General features: G+C 65.3%; 20 protein-coding genes. 13 read left to right on the forward strand and 7 right to left on the reverse strand.

All coding sequences use genetic code 11. From position 1 onward, the window contains the following. Nucleotides 1–141: 141 nt before the first annotated feature. A complete protein-coding gene (locus IAE37_RS10585; protein WP_201173174.1) occupies nucleotides 142–834 on the forward strand; it encodes a DNA-3-methyladenine glycosylase in 693 nt (230 codons plus the stop codon). A gap of 3 nt (nucleotides 835–837) precedes the next feature. Next, nucleotides 838–2154: a bifunctional DedA family/phosphatase PAP2 family protein gene (locus IAE37_RS10590; RefSeq protein WP_201173175.1), complete on the forward strand. Its 1317-nt coding sequence runs from the start codon at nucleotides 838–840 to the stop codon at nucleotides 2152–2154. 101 nt (nucleotides 2155–2255) lie between these two features. On the opposite strand, the gene IAE37_RS10595 is transcribed toward IAE37_RS10590, so the two are convergent. Genes IAE37_RS10595 through IAE37_RS10605 form a run of 3 tightly spaced genes read right to left on the reverse strand, consistent with a single transcriptional unit; the run spans nucleotide 2256 to nucleotide 3931 of the window. Next, on the reverse strand, nucleotides 2256–2846 hold the full coding sequence (locus IAE37_RS10595) for an LON peptidase substrate-binding domain-containing protein (RefSeq protein ID WP_201173181.1): 591 nt from the start codon (nucleotides 2844–2846) through the stop codon (nucleotides 2256–2258). A gap of 9 nt (nucleotides 2847–2855) precedes the next feature. Continuing rightward, a complete protein-coding gene (locus tag IAE37_RS10600; RefSeq protein ID WP_201173183.1) occupies nucleotides 2856–3572 on the reverse strand; it encodes an LrgB family protein in 717 nt (238 codons plus the stop codon). After that, entirely contained in the window at nucleotides 3569–3931 is a 363-nt protein-coding gene (locus tag IAE37_RS10605) for a CidA/LrgA family protein (protein ID WP_201173184.1), read from the reverse strand. The genes IAE37_RS10600 and IAE37_RS10605 overlap by 4 nt, the downstream gene beginning before the upstream one ends. Before the next feature lie 144 nt (nucleotides 3932–4075). On the opposite strand from IAE37_RS10605, the gene IAE37_RS10610 reads away from it, so the two are divergent. The 3 genes from IAE37_RS10610 to IAE37_RS10620 all read left to right on the forward strand — a co-directional run bounded on the left by IAE37_RS10610 (nucleotide 4076) and on the right by IAE37_RS10620 (nucleotide 7020). Next, entirely contained in the window at nucleotides 4076–4531 is a 456-nt protein-coding gene (locus IAE37_RS10610; RefSeq protein WP_201173186.1) for a MaoC family dehydratase, read from the forward strand. A gap of 83 nt (nucleotides 4532–4614) precedes the next feature. Continuing rightward, entirely contained in the window at nucleotides 4615–6348 is a 1734-nt protein-coding gene (locus IAE37_RS10615) for a C13 family peptidase (protein ID WP_201173187.1), read from the forward strand. Between the two features lie 27 nt (nucleotides 6349–6375). Next, nucleotides 6376–7020, forward strand: coding sequence for an oxidoreductase (locus IAE37_RS10620; protein ID WP_201173190.1), 645 nt, complete (start codon nucleotides 6376–6378; stop codon nucleotides 7018–7020). A 97-nt stretch (nucleotides 7021–7117) separates the two neighbouring features. Here IAE37_RS10620 and IAE37_RS10625 read toward each other — a convergent pair whose 3' ends face one another. The 4 genes from IAE37_RS10625 to IAE37_RS10640 form a co-directional block, all read right to left on the reverse strand. Then, nucleotides 7118–7405, reverse strand: coding sequence for a YceK/YidQ family lipoprotein (locus tag IAE37_RS10625; RefSeq protein WP_201173192.1), 288 nt, complete (start codon nucleotides 7403–7405; stop codon nucleotides 7118–7120). After that, nucleotides 7402–8031 (reverse strand): flavin prenyltransferase UbiX, encoded by a 630-nt coding sequence (gene ubiX / locus IAE37_RS10630; protein ID WP_201173200.1) that lies wholly within the window; start codon nucleotides 8029–8031, stop codon nucleotides 7402–7404. Before ubiX ends, IAE37_RS10625 begins: the two co-directional genes overlap by 4 nt. Then, nucleotides 8028–9377: a UDP-N-acetylmuramate:L-alanyl-gamma-D-glutamyl-meso-diaminopimelate ligase gene (gene mpl, locus IAE37_RS10635; RefSeq protein ID WP_201173202.1), complete on the reverse strand. Its 1350-nt coding sequence runs from the start codon at nucleotides 9375–9377 to the stop codon at nucleotides 8028–8030. The genes ubiX and mpl overlap by 4 nt, the downstream gene beginning before the upstream one ends. 66 nt (nucleotides 9378–9443) lie before the next feature. Beyond that, nucleotides 9444–11396, reverse strand: a complete 1953-nt coding sequence (locus IAE37_RS10640; protein WP_201173204.1) for a sigma-54-dependent Fis family transcriptional regulator — start codon at nucleotides 11394–11396, stop codon at nucleotides 9444–9446. A 258-nt stretch (nucleotides 11397–11654) separates the two neighbouring features. Between IAE37_RS10640 and exaC the strand changes: the two genes are divergently transcribed. From exaC to ppa, 8 genes are all read left to right on the forward strand, one after another. Further along, nucleotides 11655–13175 carry an acetaldehyde dehydrogenase ExaC gene (gene exaC / locus IAE37_RS10645; protein WP_201173206.1) on the forward strand — a complete coding sequence of 507 codons (1521 nt, stop codon included), beginning with the start codon at nucleotides 11655–11657 and terminating at the stop codon, nucleotides 13173–13175. Between the two features lie 197 nt (nucleotides 13176–13372). After that, nucleotides 13373–14821, forward strand: a complete 1449-nt coding sequence (eat, locus tag IAE37_RS10650) for an ethanolamine permease (protein WP_201173208.1) — start codon at nucleotides 13373–13375, stop codon at nucleotides 14819–14821. 49 nt (nucleotides 14822–14870) lie between these two features. Beyond that, nucleotides 14871–16265: an ethanolamine ammonia-lyase subunit EutB gene (locus IAE37_RS10655; RefSeq protein WP_201173210.1), complete on the forward strand. Its 1395-nt coding sequence runs from the start codon at nucleotides 14871–14873 to the stop codon at nucleotides 16263–16265. Nucleotides 16266–16274: 9 nt separating this feature from the next. Then, complete coding sequence (eutC, locus tag IAE37_RS10660; protein WP_201173212.1) at nucleotides 16275–17093, forward strand: ethanolamine ammonia-lyase subunit EutC; 819 nt, start codon at nucleotides 16275–16277, stop codon at nucleotides 17091–17093. Between the two features lie 109 nt (nucleotides 17094–17202). After that, the gene (locus IAE37_RS10665; RefSeq protein WP_201173214.1) at nucleotides 17203–17661 is read left to right on the forward strand and encodes a GNAT family N-acetyltransferase; all 459 of its coding nucleotides are present in this window, start codon (nucleotides 17203–17205) and stop codon (nucleotides 17659–17661) included. A 280-nt stretch (nucleotides 17662–17941) separates the two neighbouring features. Further along, on the forward strand, nucleotides 17942–18589 hold the full coding sequence (locus IAE37_RS10670; RefSeq protein ID WP_201173216.1) for a DedA family protein: 648 nt from the start codon (nucleotides 17942–17944) through the stop codon (nucleotides 18587–18589). A gap of 7 nt (nucleotides 18590–18596) precedes the next feature. Next, the gene (locus IAE37_RS10675; RefSeq protein ID WP_201173219.1) at nucleotides 18597–19412 is read left to right on the forward strand and encodes a zinc-dependent peptidase; all 816 of its coding nucleotides are present in this window, start codon (nucleotides 18597–18599) and stop codon (nucleotides 19410–19412) included. 91 nt (nucleotides 19413–19503) lie between these two features. Continuing rightward, entirely contained in the window at nucleotides 19504–20031 is a 528-nt protein-coding gene (ppa, locus tag IAE37_RS10680) for an inorganic diphosphatase (protein ID WP_003255365.1), read from the forward strand. Nucleotides 20032–20119 lie beyond the last annotated feature (88 nt).

Raw genomic sequence — 20119 nt, forward strand, 5'->3', positions numbered from 1 at the left:
GCGGCGGGTGGCGGATGGTCGAAAATGCTGTGCAGCATCTTGTAGGAAAGATGTAACCGCTCTTATCGAAATGTCTCGTTTAGGCCTCGATCAAGGCATTCATTGCTATCATCCCCGGCTTTACCGCCACGAATCGCCCGCATGCCAGCACCCAGCCCCTGCCCTGCCCGCGCCCTGCCCGACAGTTTCTTCGACCGTGACGCCCAGACCCTGGCCAGGGCCTTGCTCGGCAAGGTCATCCGCCACCGTCACGGCGACCTGTGGCTGGCCGCGCGAATCATCGAGACCGAGGCCTACTACCTGACCGACAAGGGCAGCCACGCCTCGCTGGGCTACACCGAGAAGCGCAAGGCGCTGTTCCTCGACGGCGGGCACATCTACATGTACTACGCCCGTGGCGGCGATTCGTTGAACTTCAGCGCCCACGGCCCGGGCAACGCGGTGCTGATCAAGTCCGCCTACCCTTGGGTCGACGCCATCTCCGACGCCAACAGCCTGGCGCAGATGCAACTCAACAACCCCGACGCCAGCGGCAACCTGCGCCCGGCCGAACGCCTGTGCGCCGGCCAGACCCTGCTGTGCCGCGCCCTGGACCTGAAGGTGCCGCAGTGGGACGCGCAGCGCTTCGACCCCGAGCGCCTGTACGTCGAGGATTGCGCCATCGCCGTGCCGCGCGTGATCCAGAGCACCCGCCTGGGCATTCCCCATGGCCGCGACGAGCACCTGCCGTACCGCTTCGTCGACGCCGAATACGCTCGCTTCTGCACACGGAACCCGCTGCGCCGGGGGCAAGTCGAAGGGCGCGACTTCTTCATTCTCGAACAAGGAAGCTGAACCATGGGCCAATGGCTCGACAGCCTGACCGACTGGCTCGGGGCCAACCCCGAGTGGCTTGGCCTGGCAATCTTCATCGTGGCCTGCGTGGAGTGCCTGGCCATCGCCGGCATCATCGTACCGGGTACGGTACTGCTGTTCACCGTGGCCGTGCTGGCCGGCAGCGGCGCCCTGGGCCTGGGCGAAACCCTGTTGCTGGGCTTTCTCGGCGGCCTGCTGGGTGACGCGCTTTCGTACACCATTGGTAAGTATTTCCACCAGAACATCCGCCGCCTGCCGTTGCTGCGCCACCACCCGGAATGGATCGGCAGCGCCGAGACGTACTTCCAGCGCTATGGCATCGCCAGCCTTCTGGTAGGCCGATTCATCGGCCCACTGCGGCCGATGCTGCCAATGGTCGCGGGCATGTTCGACATGCCGCTGCCGCGCTTCATCGCTGTCAGCCTGCTGGCGGGTGCCGGCTGGTCGGTGGTGTATCTGATGCCAGGCTGGGCCACCGGTGCGGCCATGCGCCTGCCCCTGCCCGAAGGCTTCTGGCCGGAAGCTGCTGCGGTCGCCGGCGTCCTGGCAGTCGTGGTCGGGTTGAGCCTGAACAGCAGCGTCCGCGACCGCCGCCACGGCACCCGGTTGATCGCCGGCCTGAGTTTCCTGGCACTGGCCGGGGTGTTCCTCGGCTGGCCGCTGTTGCATGAACTGGACCAGGGCATCATGACCCTGGTGCAGGAACACCGCCGCCAGGCACTGGACGGCACCATGGTCCTGGTGACGCGCCTGGGTGATTTTCGTACCCAGTTCTTTCTCGGCGGCCTGCTGACCGGCCTGCTGCTATTGGCGCGGCAATGGCGCCATGCTTTCTTCGCCGGCGGCGCGCTGATGGGTACGGCCATCGCCAACGGTACCTTGAAGTGGCTGTTCGCCCGGGCCCGGCCAGAAGTCCTCAGCGACCCGCTGACCAGCTACAGCATGCCCAGCGGGCACAGCTCGGCATCGTTCGCCTTCTTCCTGGTCATGGCCGTGCTGGCCGGGCGTGGCCAGCCACCGCGCATGCGCCTGACCTGGATCCTGCTGGGTTGCGTGCCGGCGCTGTCGATCGCCCTGTCGCGGGTGTACCTGGGGGCGCACTGGCCGACCGATATCCTCGCTGGGGCCTTGCTGGCCTGCTGCGTCTGCGCCTTGAGCCTGACCCTGGTGCAGTATCGGGCACCGCTGACGGCACTGCCGCAGCGGGTGTGGTGGCTGGTGGTACCGGCGTGCGTGGCGTTGCTGGCGTTCTTCGCCCTGCATGCCTTGCCGCAGGCGTTGTTGCGGTATCAGTATTGAATCCCTGTTCGCGGGTAAACCCGCTCCTACAGGTGGCTGAGTACCTGTAGGAGCGGGTTTATCGGGACGCCGAACCGCCGCGAAGAAGCACCCGAGATCGATCAGGCAAACAACTCACCCTGGATGCGCTCCAACAACCGCTGGATCTCTACCAGCCGCTCCTGCGGTGAATCGATGGCCAGCAAATCGAGCTTGTCTTCCTCCACGAACGGCAGCAGATACGCCAGCTGGTTGGCCAGACTCTGACGGCCATCGACCGCGCGCGGCATGTCCAGCGCCTCGACCATCGGGTGCTCGCCCAGGGCCAGCAGCAGCGCCAGCAGGTCATCGTCCTGCTCGGCCAGCGGGCTGTCCGGCTGCTCCGCCAGCCAATGCACGTGGCCCAGCATCAACTGGTCCTTCTGCACCTCGGTCTGGGTCAGTTCGAAACGCCGCACGCCCTCCACGCGAATGCCGAGCAGGCCGTTGTCCTGCTGGACGAAATCGCGGATCAACGCCTCGCAGCCGATCGACGCCACCACCGGCGGCGCCTTGCCGACCTGCTCGCCTTCGAGGATGCAGACCACGCCGAAGCCTTCGCCCTGCTTCATGCAGCGGCCGATCATGTCCAGGTAGCGCGCCTCGAAGATCTGCAGATCCAGCAGGCACCCGGGGAACAACACGGTATCGAGGGGAAACAGCGGTAGCGTCATCACAACTCCTCAAGCCACCAGGCTGACCGCCAACGGCAGGAACACCGCCGTGGCCACCCCCATGAGACTCATCGCCAGCGCGGCGAAGGCGCCGCATTCGTCACTTTCCTGCAAGGCCACCGAGGTGCCCACGGCATGCGCGCTGATACCCAGCGACATGCCTCGTGCCTCGGGGCTGACCACGCCCAGGCGAGTCAGCAGTGCCGGGCCGAAGATCGCCCCGATCACCCCGGTGATCAACACGAACACCGCCGCCAGGGCCGCCACGCCGCCGATCTGCTCGGCCACCAGCATGGCGATCGGCGAGGTCACCGACTTTGGTGCCATGGTCATCAGGATCATAGGGTCGGCGCCGAACCACCACCCCAGCGACACACCCGCCACGGTGGCGAACACGCCCCCGACTACCAGCGTAGTAAAGATCGGCCAGAACAGTTGGCGGATGCGCCGCAGGTTGAGGTAGAGCGGCACGGCCAGGGCCACCGTGGCGGGGCCGAGGAGGATGTTCATGATCTCGGTGCTCTTGCGATACTCGGCATAGTCGATACCGCACAGCAGCAACACGCCGATCACCAGCAGCATCGATACCAGCACCGGTTGCAGGAAGATCCAGCGGGTTTTCTCGTACGCCGCCAACATCAGCTGGTAGGCGGCCAGGGTGATGCCGATGCCGAACAGCGGGTGATGCGCCACCACATCGACGGTGCCCTGCCAATCGAGGCTCATGGCTTGTCCTCCTGCGTGGCATGGCGACCGATGAGCCGTTGCATCAGCACACCGACGAACACCAGGGTGACCAGGCACGACACCAGCAAGGCACCGGCGATGGCCCAGAAGTCGGCGGCGATGGCCTTGGCATAGACCATCACGCCGACCGCGGGCGGCACCAGCAGCAGGGGCAGGTAGCGCAGCAGGCTACTGGCGGCCTCGTTCAGGGGCTTGCCCACCTCACCGCGGGCCATCAGGAAGCACAGCAACAACAACAGGCCGATGATCGGCCCCGGCAGAATCGGCACCAACAGATGGTTGATCGCCGTACCCAGCAGTTGGAACAGCACCAGCCAGGTCAAACCACGCAACAGCATACGTCTCTCCTTCGGGCATCGCCGGCATTATAAGCATGCGGCGCCTCTATGCCGATATTCGTCAAAATGCAGGCAACTTGACGGCAACGAGCGGTCGTGATGATCTTGCACCTTCGTACCAATACCCTGCTCAGGAGAGCCGTCATGCCCCATGTACCGGTTAGCGAGCTTGCACAGCACGTTGGAAAGGAGCTGGGTCGGTCCGACTGGTTGAAAATCGACCAACAGCGCATTGACCTGTTCGCCGAGGCCACCGGCGACTTCCAGTTCATCCATGTCGACCCGCAAAGGGCTGCGAAAACGCCGTTCGGCGGCACCATTGCCCATGGTTTCCTGACGCTGTCGTTGCTGCCAATGCTGATGGAAGACATCATGCTGCTGCCCGAAGGGCTGAAGATGGTGGTCAACTACGGCCTGGACAGCGTGCGTTTCGTCCAGCCGGTAAAGGTCGACAGCAAGGTGAGGCTCAAGCTGGAGCTGCGCGAAGTGACCGAGAAGCGCCCTGGCCAGTGGTTGCTCAAGGCTATCGCCACCCTGGAGATCGAAGGCGAGGACAAACCGGCCTATATCGCCGAGCCGCTCACCCTCTGTTTTGTCTAAACGAGCTTCGTCTGAACGTTTGGGGCTGCTACGCAGCCCCCATTCTGCGGCATACTCGGTAGATCTTTTGCCCGGGTTCCGCCATGCGTCCACTGCTCCCCCTCGCCCTGACCCTATTGCTCGCCGCCTGTGGCGATGGCGAGTCGTTGTCGCCGCCGGATGCCCGCCTGCCTGACGGCGGACGCTACCGGGGCGAGGTGGTCAACGGCCTGCTGCAGGGCGAGGGACGCATCGACTACCCCAATGGCAGCTGGTACGCCGGCACCTTCAAGGATGGCCAATGGCATGGCCAGGGCGAATGGCATGGCAGCAACGGCGAGGTCTACCGCGGACAGTTCGCCGCTGGGCTGTTCCAGGGCCTCGGCGACCTGACCACCCCGGGCAGCCACTACGCCGGCACCTTCAAGCACGGCCGGCGCGACGGCGAAGGCACCCTCAAGCAAGCAGACCAGACCTACCGCGGCCAGTTCAAGGACGACCAGTACGAGGGCGCGGGCGAACTGGAACTGGCCGACGGCAGCCGCTACCAGGGCCTCTTCGCCAAGGGCCAGCCCAACGGCGCCGGGGTACGCAGTGACGCCAGCGGAAACCGGTTCAGCGGCCATTTCGTCAACGGCCAGCTCCAGGGCAGCGGCACCTACGACAGCGTCGATGGCGAGCAGTACATCGGCGAGTTCAAGGACAACCGCCTGGAAGGTCGCGGCCGCTTCGAGAGCGCCGATGGCGATGTGTGGATCGGCGAGTTCAAGGATGGCTCGCTCATCGGCGAAGGCGAAATGCTCGGCAGCGATGGCAGCCACTACAAAGGCGATTTCATCGATTGGCGCTTCGACGGCCAGGGCACCCTGCAACTGGCAGACGGCAGCCGCTACAGTGGCGGCTTCGCCAGCGATGCCTACCACGGCGCCGGCCGCCTGACCCTGGCCAGCGGCAAGGTACAGGCCGGCCAGTGGCGCAACGGCGTGCGCGTGCGCGACCAGCACGGCGACCTGCTGCCCGACCCGCTGGACCTGGCCTTGCTCAACCAGGGCCGGCTGCTCGACGAGGCGCTGGCCAAGGTGCCGCGCTCGGCGCCGCCAATCCAGTTGTACAGCCTGGTGCTGGCCGGCGACGGTCAGCAGAGCGTGTTCATGCGTGAGGCCGACTACGTCAGCAACATGCTCAAGGTGCGCTTCGGCGCCCGCGGTCAGGTGACCCTGGTCAACCACCGTGACCAACTCGCCACGCGCCCGATGGCCACCCGCGAGAACCTCTCCCGCGCCGTGCGTACCCTGGCCGAGCGTAGCGGCCCCGAAGACCTGGTGTTCATCTACCTGACCAGCCATGGCAGCGCTGACCACCAACTGGTGCTCGACCAGCCGCGCCTGCAGCTGGCCGACCTGTCGGCCGCCGAGCTGACCAGCGCGCTGGCGCCGCTCAAGGACCGCGACAAGGTGATCGTCATCTCCGCCTGCTACTCAGGGGGCTATATCGCCCCGCTCAAGGACGACCGCACGGTGATCATGACAGCGGCGCGGTCCGACCGGGTGTCCTTCGGTTGCTCCGAGGAGGCCGACTTCACCTACTTCGGCGATGCCTTGTTCGCCCAGGCGCTGAACCAGACCGACGATCTCAAACAGGCGTTTGAACTGGCCCGCGCCAATGTTGCCGAACGTGAACAAAGGGAAGGTTTCGACGCCTCGGAACCGCAGATGTGGGCCCCGCCCACGGTACTGGCGCATTGGCAGCACCTGCGCCGGCAACAGGCCGAGGAAGCCTTGCGCAATGACGCACAGGCCACCGTGGAGGAACAGGCGAAAACGCCTACTACCCACTAGACTTGTGTGTAACAAGGGAGAGACATCATGTACTTGACGCCTCAGCATGTCCTGCTTGCCGGAGCCACGGGCCTTACGGGCGAACACCTGCTCGACCGCCTGCTCAACGAGCCGACCATCAGCCGAGTGCTGGCCCCTACGCGCCGGCCGCTGGCCGAACATCCGCACCTGGAGAACCCGGTAGGTGACCCAGCGGTGTTCCTCCCGCAACTCGCCGGGCGCGTCGACATCGCCTACTGCTGCCTGGGCACCACGCTCAAGCAGGCCGGCTCGGAACAGGCGTTTCGCGCAGTGGACCTGGACATGGTCGTGGCGTTCAGCAAACGCGCTCGGGAGATGGGCGCACGCCACCTGCTGGTGGTCAGCGCGATTGGCGCCGACCCCAAGTCGTCGATTTTCTACAACCGCGTCAAGGGCGAGATGGAGGAAGCGCTCAAGGCCCAGGACTGGCCACAGCTGACCATCGTGCGGCCATCGCTGCTGCTGGGCGAGCGGATCGAGCCACGGTTGGGCGAGAAATTGGCCTCGCCATTCTCCAAGTTGATGCCGGGGAAATACCGCGGGATCGAAGCCTGTACCCTGGCGCGGGCGCTGTGGCGCCTGGCGCTGGAGGAAGAGGACGGGATTCGTGTCGTCGAGTCGGATGAGTTGCGCAGGCTGGGCAAGAAGTGACTTTCGCCTGTAAAGGCCTATTCGCGGGTAAACCCGCTCCTACCCCCTATCGAATATTGCAGAGTACCTGTAGGAGCGGGTTTACCCGCGAAAAGGCTCACAGCCCACCCGTAGCTTGAAAGCCAATTCCCGCCGCTGTCAGCAACGACAGTGGCAAGAACAAGGTGTCGAGCAGCATGCTCCCCGGCAGGTCAAGGCCTGGATATTTCGGCGCGTCTGCGCCGAAGTGGTCCTTCGGGCAACACCCGCCATTGATCACGTACAAGTCCAGCCGGGTCCCGGCGTACACCACCGGCGCGCCCGGTTTATTGGCGTCCAGCGTGCGCACGGTGGCACACCCGCCAAGTACCAACGCGCTCAGCAGGACCAGCGACGCACGCCTCAATCATCGACCCCGAAGTGATGCTCGCCCCAACGCGGCAGCATGTCCTGGGGAATGTTCAGCACATTGAGAATGCGCGCCACGACGAAGTCGACCAGGTCATCGATGGTCTGTGGCTGATGATAAAAGCCCGGCGCCGCCGGCAGGATCACCGCGCCCATCTGCGACAGCTTGAGCATGTTCTCCAGGTGAATGCTCGAGAACGGCGCTTCGCGCGGCACCAGGATCAACTGCCGGCGCTCCTTGAGGGTGACGTCGGCGGCGCGCTCGATCAGGTTGTTGCAAGCCCCGGTGGCGATGGCCGACAACGTCCCCGTGGAACAGGGCACCACCACCATCGCCGCTGGCGCGCCGGAGCCCGAGGCCACCGGCGACATCCAGTCTTCCTTGCCATACACCCGTACCTGTCCGTCGGCAGCACCGGTGTATTCGGTCAGAAACGCCTGCATCGCCTGCGGCTTGGCCGGGAGCACCACGTCGGTCTCGGTGGCCATCACCAACTGCGCGGCCTTGGAGATGAGGAAATGCACCTCGCGGTCCTCACGCACCAGGCAATCGAGCAGGCGCAGGCCATACTGCGCCCCGGAAGCGCCGGTCATGGCCAGGGTGATACGTTCCGGTCCGCTCACTTCAGGGCCTCGGCCAGCTTGCCGTGCAGGCCGCCGAAGCCGCCGTTGCTCATGATCACCACATGGGTACCCGGGCGCGCCTGGCCCTTGACCCGCTCGATGATCGCCTCGAGGCTGTCGGCCACCACGCTCGGCACCTTGCATTGCGCCGCCGTGGCCGCCAGGTCCCAACCGAGATTGGCCGGGGCGTACCAGATGACCTGGTCGGCATCGTTGACGCTGTCGGGCAGGCCGTCACGGTGGGCGCCGAGCTTCATGGAATTGGAACGGGGTTCGATCACCGCGATCACCGGCGCTTCGCCCACGCGCTTGCGCAGGCCGTCGAGGGTGGTGGCAATGGCGGTCGGGTGGTGGGCGAAGTCGTCATAGATCGTCACGCCCTGGACCTCGGCGACCTTCTCCATGCGCCGCTTGACGCTCTTGAACGCGCTCAGGCCATCGATGGCCATGGCCGGCACCACGCCCACATGGCGAGCAGCGGCGAGGGTCGCCAGGGCATTGGCGACGTTGTGCTGGCCGGTCAGGGCCCAGTCGACCACACCCTGCACGACGCCTTCGAACAGCACTTCGAAGCGCGAGCCGTCGGCGCTGAGTAGGTTGGCTTGCCACTGCCCGCCGACGCCTGTGGTCTGCACCGGGGTCCAGCAACCCATGCCGATCACTCGCTCCAAGGCCGGCTCGGTGGTCGGGTGGATGACCAGGCCTTCACTGGGAATAGTCCGCACCAAGTGGTGGAACTGCCGCTCGATGGACGCAAGGTCAGGGAAGATGTCCGCATGATCGAACTCAAGGTTGTTGAGGATCGCGGTCCGTGGGTGGTAGTGCACGAACTTCGAGCGCTTGTCGAAGAAGGCGCTATCGTATTCGTCGGCCTCGACCACGAAGAACGGCGTGTCGCCGAGGCGCGCCGACACCGAGAAGTTCTGCGGCACACCGCCGATCAGGAAGCCTGGGCTCATGCCAGCATGTTCCAGCACCCAGGCCAGCATGCTGCTGGTGGTGGTCTTGCCGTGGGTACCGGCTACGGCCAGCACCCAGCGGCCTTGCAGCACGTGGTCGGCCAGCCACTGCGGGCCCGATACGTACGGCAGGCCCTTGTTGAGCACGTATTCCACCGCCGGGTTGCCACGCGACATGGCATTGCCGATCACCACCAGATCGGGGGCCGGGTCCAGCTGCGCCGGGTCGTAGCCCTGGGTCAGTTCGATGCCCTGGGCCTCGAGCTGGGTGCTCATCGGTGGGTAGACGTTGGCGTCGGAACCGGTGACGCGGTGGCCGAGTTCCTTGGCCAGCACGGCCAACGAACCCATGAACGTGCCGCAAATACCTAGAATGTGAATATGCATGGTCGACCTCGCAAAACTTCGAGGCAGGGTAGCCCAGGGCGCGGGAAATCGCACCCGGTGTTTTGCTCAGCCAGCACGTGTGATGCCGTGTTTGCGCAGTTTTCGATACAAGGTATTGCGGCTGATACCCAGGTGCTCGGCGACCCGGGTCAGGTGCCAGTGCTTTGCCTCCAGCATTTCCATCAGCGCCTGACGCTCGGCATGCAGGAGCGGCCCTGTGCCACGAGAGGGCTGCGCCGCAGCCCCGGCGGATTCGGTGTTAGTGAGGGGCTGCTGCGCAGCCCTTTCGCGGCACAAGGCCGCTCCTACAGGGCCGCCGGCGCTTCGAATGATTGCGGGGAGATCCGAGAGCCCTATAAGGGTGTCCTCGCACAGCGCCACCAAGGTCCGCAGCACGTTGCGCATCTGCCGCACGTTCCCCGGCCAGGCAAAGTCCAGCAGCGCCTGGCGCGCCTCGGGCGTCAGCCGCACCCGCTGCCCTTGCGCCTCCTGGCGCAACAGGAAGTCCAGCAACGGGCCCTTGTCGCTGCGTTCGCGTACTGCCGGCAGCGCCACTTCCAGGCCATTGAGCCGGTAATAAAGGTCTTCGCGAAAACTGCCCTGCTCGACCCGCTCCAACAAGTCCCGGTGCGTGGCGCTGACGATGCGTACATCCACCGCCTGCGGCTCCCCGCCAATCGGCACCACCTGGCGCTCCTCCAGCACCCGCAACAGGCGGGTCTGCAAGGCCAGTGGCATATCGCCGATCTCGTCGAGCAATACCGTGCCGCCGTCGGCCTGCACCAGCTTGCCGCGCATGCCTTCCTTGCGCGCACCGGTGAAGCTGCCGCCGCGATAGCCGAACAGCTCGCTCTCGATCAGGCTCTCCGGGATCGACGCGCAGTTGACCGCGACGAACGGCTTGTCGCGGCGCTGGCTGGCCTGGTGCACCGCCTGGGCGAAGGCCTCCTTGCCGCAGCCGGTCTCGCCGCGCAGCAGCAACGGCACATCGCGCTCGAACACCCGCACGGCGCGCTGCAGTTCGCGCTGCAAGGAAGGGTCCAGCAGGCACACCCCCGCGACCGGAGCCAGGCTGGCCGGCACCGACCACAACGGCTGCGGTGCCTGCCCGCGCAGGCTGGCGAACATCTGCCGACCATCGCGGGCGCGCAACGGCCAGGTCATGCTGCCCGAGGGCATGGCGCGCTGGAACAGCTCATCGTGGCTGCAGGCGAAGAACTGCTCCATGGCCTGCCCCAGTACGGCCCCCCGCACGCACCCGAGCAGGTTCAGCGCGCCCTGGTTGGCCGCACAGATGCGCCCATCGCCATCGAAGGCCAACAGGCCTTCGCCGACCAGCCCCGGTGATTCGGCCTGCAGATGAAAGCGCAGCAGCCAATGCCGCTCGAAGTGACGCAGGAAATAGGCGCTTTCGATCAGCTTGGCCGACAGAGTCACCAGGGCCATGGTGTGGAACTGGCTCTGGCGCGATACCTCTGGGCGTGCCGAGGACACGTCGAGCACCGCCAACAGCTCGCCATGGGGGTCGAACACAGGGCTGGCCGAGCAGGTCAGGCCGGTATGGCGCCCTCGAAAATGTTCGTGCTGGTGAATGGTCAGGGCCTGGCGCTCGACCAGGCAGGTGCCGATGCCGTTGGTGCCCTCGCGGGCTTCGCTCCAGTCCGCCCCCAGCCACAGCCCTGCACGCTCGAATACGCGCCGCTCGCTGGACGCGGTGACGCAGTTGAGGATCACCCCACGGGCGTCGGTCAGCAACACCGCGTGGCCGGCGCCAGAGAGTTGCTGGTGCAGGCTGTTCATCTCGCCACCAGCGATTTCCAGCACCTGGCGCAGGGCTTCGCGGCTCTCCAGCAAGCGCTCGTGCTCCAGTACCAGCGGCGCCTGGATCACGGCCGGGTCGAGGTGGTAGTCCTCCAGGCAGCGCAGCCACGAGCGGGCGATCGACGGGTCGCCGCTGGCGGCTCCATGGGCCACGGTGTGCACCTGGCGGGCATGGCGGTTGAGGTCGTTGCTCTGCATTTATTGTTGTGCTCCGCAGATAGAGACTTCACGCCAGCATCCTCCACCCGGGCAGGCTTTGCAATGCAACCGCTGCAGGCGTGTCACCAACGGTACGAAATGTCACCCCCAAGCTGCGCCAGCCTTGGCACGAGGCGTCCTGCGCCAGCGCCACGAACCGCGCAAGTCATTGATTGCGCTAGGGCTCGTCACGCTGGCCCAACCTTTGCTCTACGCTTTTCAACTCCGCAACAAAACACAATAGCCAGGAGACACACCATGCGTTACGCACATCCCGGTACCGAGGGCGCGAAGGTTTCCTTCAAGAGCCGCTACGGCAACTACATCGGTGGTGAGTTCGTTCCTCCGGTCAAGGGTGAGTACTTCACCAACACCTCCCCAGTGAACGGCCAGCCAATCGCCGAATTCCCCCGCTCCACTGCCGAAGATATCGACAAGGCCCTGGATGCCGCGCATGCCGCCGCCGACGCCTGGGGCCGCACCTCGGTGCAGGACCGTTCCAACGTGTTGCTGAAGATCGCCGACCGTATCGAGCAGAACCTGGAAATCCTCGCCATCAGCGAAACCTGGGACAATGGCAAGCCGATCCGCGAAACGCTCAACGCCGACATCCCCCTGGCGGTCGACCACTTCCGCTACTTCGCCGGCTGCATCCGTGCCCAGGAAGGCGGGGCCGCAGAAATCAACGAAGGCACCGTGGCCTATCACATCCATGAGCCATTGGGCGTGGTCGGGCAGATCATCCCGTGGAACTTCCCGATCCTGATGGCCGCCTGGAAACTCGCCCCGGCGCTGGCCGCCGGCAACTGCGTGGTGCTCAAGCCCGCCGAGCAGACCCCGCTGGGCATCAGCGTGCTGGTCGAGCTGATCGGCGACCTGCTGCCCAAGGGCGTGCTCAACATCGTCCAGGGCTATGGCCGCGAGGCCGGCGAAGCGCTGGCCACCAGCAAGCGCATCGCCAAGATCGCCTTCACCGGCTCCACTCCGGTCGGCTCGCACATCATGAAATGCGCGGCCGAGAACATCATCCCGTCCACCGTGGAACTGGGTGGCAAGTCGCCGAACATCTACTTCGAAGACATCATGCAGGCCGAGCCGAGCTTCATCGAAAAAGCCGCGGAGGGCATGGTGCTGGCGTTCTTCAACCAGGGCGAAGTGTGCACCTGCCCGTCGCGGGCGCTGGTGCAGGAGTCGATCTACCCGCAGTTCATGGAAGCGGTGATGAAGAAGGTCAAGCAGATCAAACGCGGCGACCCGCTGGACACCGACACCATGGTCGGCGCCCAGGCCTCCCAGCAGCAGTTCGAGAAAATCCTCTCGTACCTGGAGATCGCCGAGAAGGAAGGCGCCGAGCTGCTCACCGGTGGCAAGGTGGAAAAACTCGAAGGCGCCCTGGCCACCGGCTACTACATCCAGCCGACCCTGCTCAAGGGCAACAACCGCATGCGCGTGTTCCAGGAAGAGATCTTCGGCCCGGTGGTCAGCGTCACCACCTTCAAGGACGAAGCCGAGGCGCTGGCCATCGCCAACGACACCGAGTTCGGCCTCGGCGCCGGGGTGTGGACCCGCGACATCAACCGCGCCTACCGCATGGGCCGGGGCATCAAGGCCGGGCGCGTGTGGACCAACTGCTACCACCTGTACCCGGCGCATGCCGCGTTCGGGGGCTACAAGAAGTCCGGCGTCGGCCGTGAAACCCACAAGATGATGCTCGACCATTACCAGCAGACCAAGAACCTGCTGGTGAGCTACGACATCAATCCGTTGGGCTTCTTCTAAGACCGCGTCGCGGCCTTCGCGGGTAAACCCGCTCCTACGTTTTCAAGGCCTGCACAGGACCTGTAGGAGCGGGTTTACCCGCGAAGAAGCCATGCCTGCAATCCCAGAGCACCAACCGCTCTGGCCCGCTTCCTGCAGTCCCGATCACCATTGGCCCGGAACCCCTCCGGCGCCCAAGAAAAACAACAGGTGAATCCATGCCAAGCGATCACTCCGCCGGCACCCCGGCAGGTTCTTCCGTCGATTTCGAAAAGGTCGGCTCCGACTACTTCCAGCAACGTGAATTGAAGAAAGGCGCCGCCGGCTGGGTACTGCTGGTGGGTCTGGGCGTGGCCTACGTGATTTCCGGCGACTACGCCGGCTGGAACTTCGGCCTGGCCCAGGGCGGCTGGGGCGGCATGTTCCTGGCGACCCTGCTGATGGCCACCATGTACCTGTGCATGTGCTTCTCGCTGGCCGAGCTGTCGTCGATGATCCCCACCGCCGGCGGCGGCTACGGTTTCGCCCGCAGCGCCTTCGGCCCTTGGGGCGGCTTTCTCACCGGTACTGCGATCCTCATCGAATACGCCATCGCCCCCGCCGCCATCGCCGTGTTCATCGGCGCCTATTGCGAATCGCTGTTCGGCATCGGCGGCTGGATGATCTACCTGGCGTTCTACATCGTTTTCATCGGCATCCACATCTTTGGCGTCGGCGAGGCGCTGAAACTGATGTTCATCATCACCGCCATCGCCGCCATCGCCCTGGCGGTGTTCCTGGTGGGCATGGTGCCCCATTTTGATGCAGCCAACCTGTTCGACATCGCCAAAACCGACGCTGTGGGTGCGAGCAGCTTCCTGCCGTTCGGCTACGTCGGCGTGTGGGCGGCGATCCCCTACGCCATCTGGTTCTTCCTCGCCGTCGAGGGCGTGCCGCTGGCCGCCGAAGAAACCAAGAACCCCAAGCGCGACCTGCCACGCGGCCTGATCGGCGCGATGCTGGTGCTGCTCGCCTTCGCCCTGCTGATCCTAGTGGTCGGCCCCGGCGGCGCGGGCTCCGAAGCACTCAAGGCATCCGGTAACCCGCTGGTCGAGGCACTGTCCAAGGCCTACGGCGGCAGCACCTGGATGGGCAGCTTCGTCAACCTGGTGGGCCTGGCGGGCCTGATCGCCAGCTTCTTCTCGATCATCTATGCCTATTCGCGGCAGATCTTCGCCCTGTCGCGCGCCGGCTACCTGCCACGCAAGCTCTCTGAAACCAACAAGAGCAAAGCACCGGTGCTGGCCCTGGTGATCCCCGGCATCATCGGCTTCGGCCTGTCGCTGACCGGCCAGGGCGACCTGCTGATCCTGGTCGCGGTGTTCGGCGCGACGCTGTCGTACGTGCTGATGATGGCCGCGCACATCACCCTGCGGATCCGCCGGCCGAAGATGGAGCGCCCGTATCGCACCCCCGGGGGCATCCTGACCTCGGGCGTGGCCCTGGTGCTGGCCTGCATCGCGGTGGTGGCAGGCTTCCTGGTCGACCCGCGGGTGGTGATTGGCGCTGCAGTGATCTATGGGGTATTAATTGCCTACTTTGCTTTCTACAGCCGCCACCACCTGGTAGCGGGCACACCGGAAGAGGAATTCGCCGCGATCCAGCAGGCCGAAGAGGCCTTGCACTGATCGTCGACACCCGCCGCGGGCCAGCCCCGCGGCGCTCTGGAGATTCTGTATGGCAAGCATCAAACACACGGTGGGCAACCTGGTCTACCGCTTCGACAGCCTCCGCGAAGTCATGGCCAAGGCCAGTCCGGCACGCTCCGGCGACTACCTGGCCGGCATCGGCGCCAGCAACGATGGCGAACGGGTCGCCGCGCAGATGGCCCTGGCCGATATCCCGCTCACGCACTTTCTCAACGAAGCGCTGATTCCCTACGAACAGGACGAAGTCACCCGGCTGATCGTCGACAGCCACGACGCCCAGGCCTTCGCCGCCGTCAGCCATCTCACCGTCGGCGGCCTGCGCGACTGGCTGCTCGGCGAACAGGCCAACGAGGACAGCCTGCGCGCCCTGGCACCTGGGCTGACCCCGGAAATGGCCGCCGCTGTGTCGAAGATCATGCGCGTGCAGGACCTGGTGCTGGTGGCGCAGAAGATCCGCGTGGTCACCCGTTTTCGCGGCACCATGGGCCTGCGCGGGCGCCTGTCGACCCGCCTGCAACCCAACCACCCGACCGACGAACCCGCCGGGATCGCCGCCAGCATCCTCGACGGCCTGTTGTACGGCAACGGCGATGCCATGATCGGCATCAACCCGGCCACCGACAGCATCGCCTCGATCTGCGCCCTGCTGGAGATGCTCGATGCCATCATCCAGCGCTATGACATTCCCACCCAGGCCTGCGTGCTGACCCACGTCACCACCTCCATCGCCGCCATCGAACGGGGCGTGCCGCTGGACCTGGTGTTCCAGTCGATCGCCGGCACCGAGGCGGCCAACGCCGGCTTCGGCGTCAACCTCAATGTGCTGCAGGAAGGCTACGAGGCCGGGCTCTCGCTACAGCGCGGCAGCCTCGGGCAGAACCTCATGTACTTCGAGACCGGCCAGGGCAGCGCGCTGTCGGCCAACGCCCACCACGGCGTCGATCAGCAGACCTGCGAGGCCCGTGCCTATGCCGTGGCCCGGCACTTCAAGCCGTTTCTGGTCAATACCGTGGTCGGCTTCATCGGCCCGGAATACCTGTACAACGGCAAGCAGATCATCCGCGCCGGGCTCGAAGACCATTTCTGCGGCAAGCTGCTCGGCGTGCCGATGGGCTGCGACATCTGCTATACCAACCATGCCGAAGCCGACCAGGACGACATGGATACCCTGCTGACCCTGCTCGGCGTGGCCGGGATCAACTTCATCATGGGCATCCCCGGCTCCGACGACATCATGCTCAACTACCAGACCACCTCGTTCCACGACGCGCTGTATGCGCGCCAGACCCTGGGCCTGCGCCCCGGCCCGGAATTCGAAGCATGGCTGGAGCGCACCGGCATCTTCACCCAGGCCGATGGCCGCGTGCGCTTTGGTGACAACCTGCCCCCGGCCTTCCGCCAGGCCCTGGCACAGCTTGCATAGGACATGACCATGGACCCACGCACGCCCACTCCGGCCAACCCCTGGCTGGCCCTGCGCAACCTCACCCCGGCGCGCATCGCTCTGGGCCGCAGCGGCATCAGCCTGCCTACCGGGGCCCAGCTGGATTTCCAGTTCGCCCACGCCCAGGCCCGCGATGCCGTGCACCTGGCCTTCGACCATGCCACCCTGGCCGAGCAGCTCAAGGCGCATGGCCGCGACAGCCTGGTGCTGCACAGCGCCGCCAGCGACCGCCACCAATACCTGCAGCGCCCCGACCTGGGTCGGCGCCTGCACGAGGACTCGGCCCAGCTGCTGCGCGAACATGCCCAGGCCAACCCCGGCGGCGTCGACCTGGCCATCGTCGTGGCCGACGGGCTGTCGGCGTTGGCCGTGCACCGCCACACCCTGCCATTGCTGACCCGCTTCGAGGAGCAGGCCGCTGCCGATGGCTGGCGCAGTGCACCGGTGCTGCTGGTGCAGCAGGGCCGCGTAGCGGTGGCCGATGAAATCGGCGAACTGCTCGGTGCGCGCATGACCGTGATGCTGATCGGCGAACGCCCCGGGCTCAGCTCCCCGGACAGCCTGGGGCTGTACTTCACCTACGCGCCCAAGGTCGGCCTGACCGATGCCTACCGCAACTGCATCTCCAACGTGCGCCTGGAAGGCCTGAGCTATGGCATGGCTGCCCACCGCTTGCTGTACCTGATGCGCGAGGCCTGTCGCCGGCAGCTGTCGGGGGTCAACCTGAAGGACGAGGCAGAATTGCACAGCCTCGATAGCGAACAGTCCAACACCCGAAAAGGAAACTTCTTGCTCGACCAAGGGTAAAGAAGATGTCACGGACGGCAGATTGCGCTGGCAACGCGCATTGGGGCAGCATGGCCCTGAACGCCGCTGGCATTCCGCCATTCCCGCAAATGGACTCTGAGGGCCGCACATGCGCATCATCAAGGCAACCCTGGAACACCTCGACCTGTTGACCCCGCTATTCGTCAAGTATCGCGAGTTTTATGGGGAACTGCCCTACCCGGACAGTTCGCGGAGCTTTCTGGAAAAACGCCTGAAGCGCGGCGAGTCGGTGATCTACCTGGCACTGCCGGATGACGACGACGGCAAATTGCTGGGCTTTTGCCAGCTCTACCCGAGTTTTTCGTCACTGTCGCTCAAGCGCGTGTGGATCCTCAACGACATCTACGTGGCCGAGGATTCGCGGCGCATGCTGGTGGCCGACCACCTGATGCGCGAGGCGCGCAAGATGGCCAAGGACACCCAGGCAGTAAGGATGCGGGTGTCGACCAGCGCCAATAACGAGGTGGCACGCAAGACCTACGAGTCGATCGGTTTTCGCAAGGACACCGAGTTCGAGAACTATGTGTTGCCGATCAGCCAGGAATGACCTGTACCGACCCCTTCGCGGGTGAACCCGCTCCTACAGGAACGCAGCATGGCAAGTCCAACGCTGATCCTGTAGCAGCGGGTTTACCCGCGAAGGGGCTCTGCAGAACTCCCCAGTAACCCCCCGCTACAAACTCTCCGGGCACGATTGCCACTTAGCCGTATAATCCCCTCCCTGGCTTAACGAAAATTTACCCACTCGTAGGAATACAAATCCTACATACTGGGCGTCGTCCGTCATCGCGTGCCCGTAGCCTCGGGTCAGAACACAGGTGCTGTACATGGATTTCAACCCGCTGGACCTTATCCTGCATCTCGATGCCTACCTCGATCTGCTGGTCACCAACTACGGCCCCTGGATCTACGCCATCCTCTTCACCGTGATCTTCTGCGAGACCGGCCTGGTGGTCATGCCCTTCCTGCCGGGCGATTCGCTGCTGTTCATCGCCGGTGCCGTGGCCGCCGGCGGCGGCATGGACCCGGTACTGCTGGCCGGCCTGCTGATGGCCGCGGCGATCCTCGGCGACAGCACCAACTACGTGATCGGCCGCACCGTGGGCGAACGGCTGTTCAACAACCCCAACTCGAAGATCTTCCGCCGCGACTACCTGCAGCGCACCCACGACTTCTACGAGCGCCATGGCGGCAAGACCGTGACCATGGCCCGCTTCCTGCCGATCCTGCGGACCTTCGCGCCCTTCGTCGCCGGCATCGCGCACATGCACTACCCGCGCTTCCTCGGTTTCAGCGTCGCCGGCTCGCTGCTGTGGGTGGGCGGCCTGGTCACCCTCGGCTACTTCTTCGGCAACGTGCCGTTCATCAAGCAGCACCTGTCGCTGATGGTGGTCGGCATCATCGTCCTGTCGCTGGTGCCGATGATCCTCGGCCTGCTGCGCGGGCGCCTGGGCCGCGCGGCCAAGGCCCACTGAACGCCCCATGTGGTCGCTGAGCGCCTGGCGGCGCAAGCGCACGCTGGCGCGCTACCCGATCGACCCACGGCTGTGGCAGGTGATCCGCGAGCGCCTGCCCCTGCTCGACGGCATCAGCGAGGCGGAAGACCGCTGGTTGCGCGAGGCGTGCATCCTGTTCCTGCACGACAAGCACCTGACCACCCTGCCCGGGGTCGAGCTGGACGACGAACAGCGCCTGTACCTCGCCGCCCAGGCGCAACTGCCGCTGCTGCACCTGGGTGAGCTGAACTGGTACCAGGGCTTCCACGAGATCATCCTCTACCCCGACGACTTCAAGAGCCCCCAGCGCCACCGCGACGCCAGCGGCGTGGAGCACGTCTGGGATGGCGAGCACAGCGGCGAGGCCTGGCAGCAGGGCCCGGTGATCCTGGCCTGGCATGGCGTGCTGGCCAGCGGCGGCTGGGACGCCTACAACCTGGTGATCCACGAGCTGGCGCACAAGCTCGACATGCTCAACGGCGATGCCAACGGCCTGCCGCCGCTGCACCGCGACATGCACGTCGAGACCTGGGCCACGGCCATGCAGCAGGCCTACGACGACCTCAATCGCCAGCTCGACGCCAACCCGGACGCCGACACCGCCATCGACCCCTACGCCGCGGAAAACCCGGCGGAATTCTTCGCTGTCACCAGCGAGTATTTCTTCAGCGCGCCCGACCTGCTGCAGCAGGCTTATCCACAGGTGTACGCCCAGCTTGCACTGTTCTATCGCCAGGCCCCGCTCGAGCGCCTGCAGCGGTTGCAGGCCGAACACCCGGACTATCGCGAAAGCCACGCCTGATGCGCCCGCGCATCCGGCTGGGCGTGGCAGCCCCGCGCGGAATATGCCTATAATCGCCGCCACTTTTGACCAGACACGGGGGCACAGCCCAATGAGCTACAGCAAGATTCCAGCTGGCAAGGACCTGCCGAACGACATCTACGTCGCCATCGAGATCCCGGCCAACCACGCGCCGATCAAGTACGAGATCGACAAGGACAGCGACACCCTGTTCGTCGACCGCTTCATGGCCACCCCGATGTTCTACCCGGCCAACTACGGCTTCATCCCCAACACCCTGGCCGACGACGGTGATCCGCTGGACGTGCTGGTCGTCACCCCTTACCCAGTCGCCCCTGGCTCGGTGATCCGCGCCCGTCCGGTCGGCGTACTGAACATGACCGACGACGGCGGCGGCGACGCCAAGGTCATCGCCGTCCCGCACGACAAGCTGTCGCAGCTGTACGTCGACGTGAAGGAATACACCGACCTGCCTGCGCTGCTGATCCAGCAGATCGAGCACTTCTTCGCCAACTACAAGGATCTGGAGAAGGGCAAGTGGGTCAAGATCGAAGGCTGGGAAGGCGCCGACGCCGCCCGCGCCGCGATCACCAAGTCGGTCGCTGCCTACAAGGGCTGATAGCGATCGTCAGAAAACCCCGCCCCGGCGGGGTTTTTTTATGTCCGTTCAGCAGAGGAACACCACTACCCGCTCCTACACAAACGTC

Origin of the sequence: Pseudomonas sp. S31 (genome assembly GCF_016648105.1) — a bacterium.
In the GTDB taxonomy this organism is placed as follows: Bacteria; Pseudomonadota; Gammaproteobacteria; order Pseudomonadales; family Pseudomonadaceae; genus Aquipseudomonas.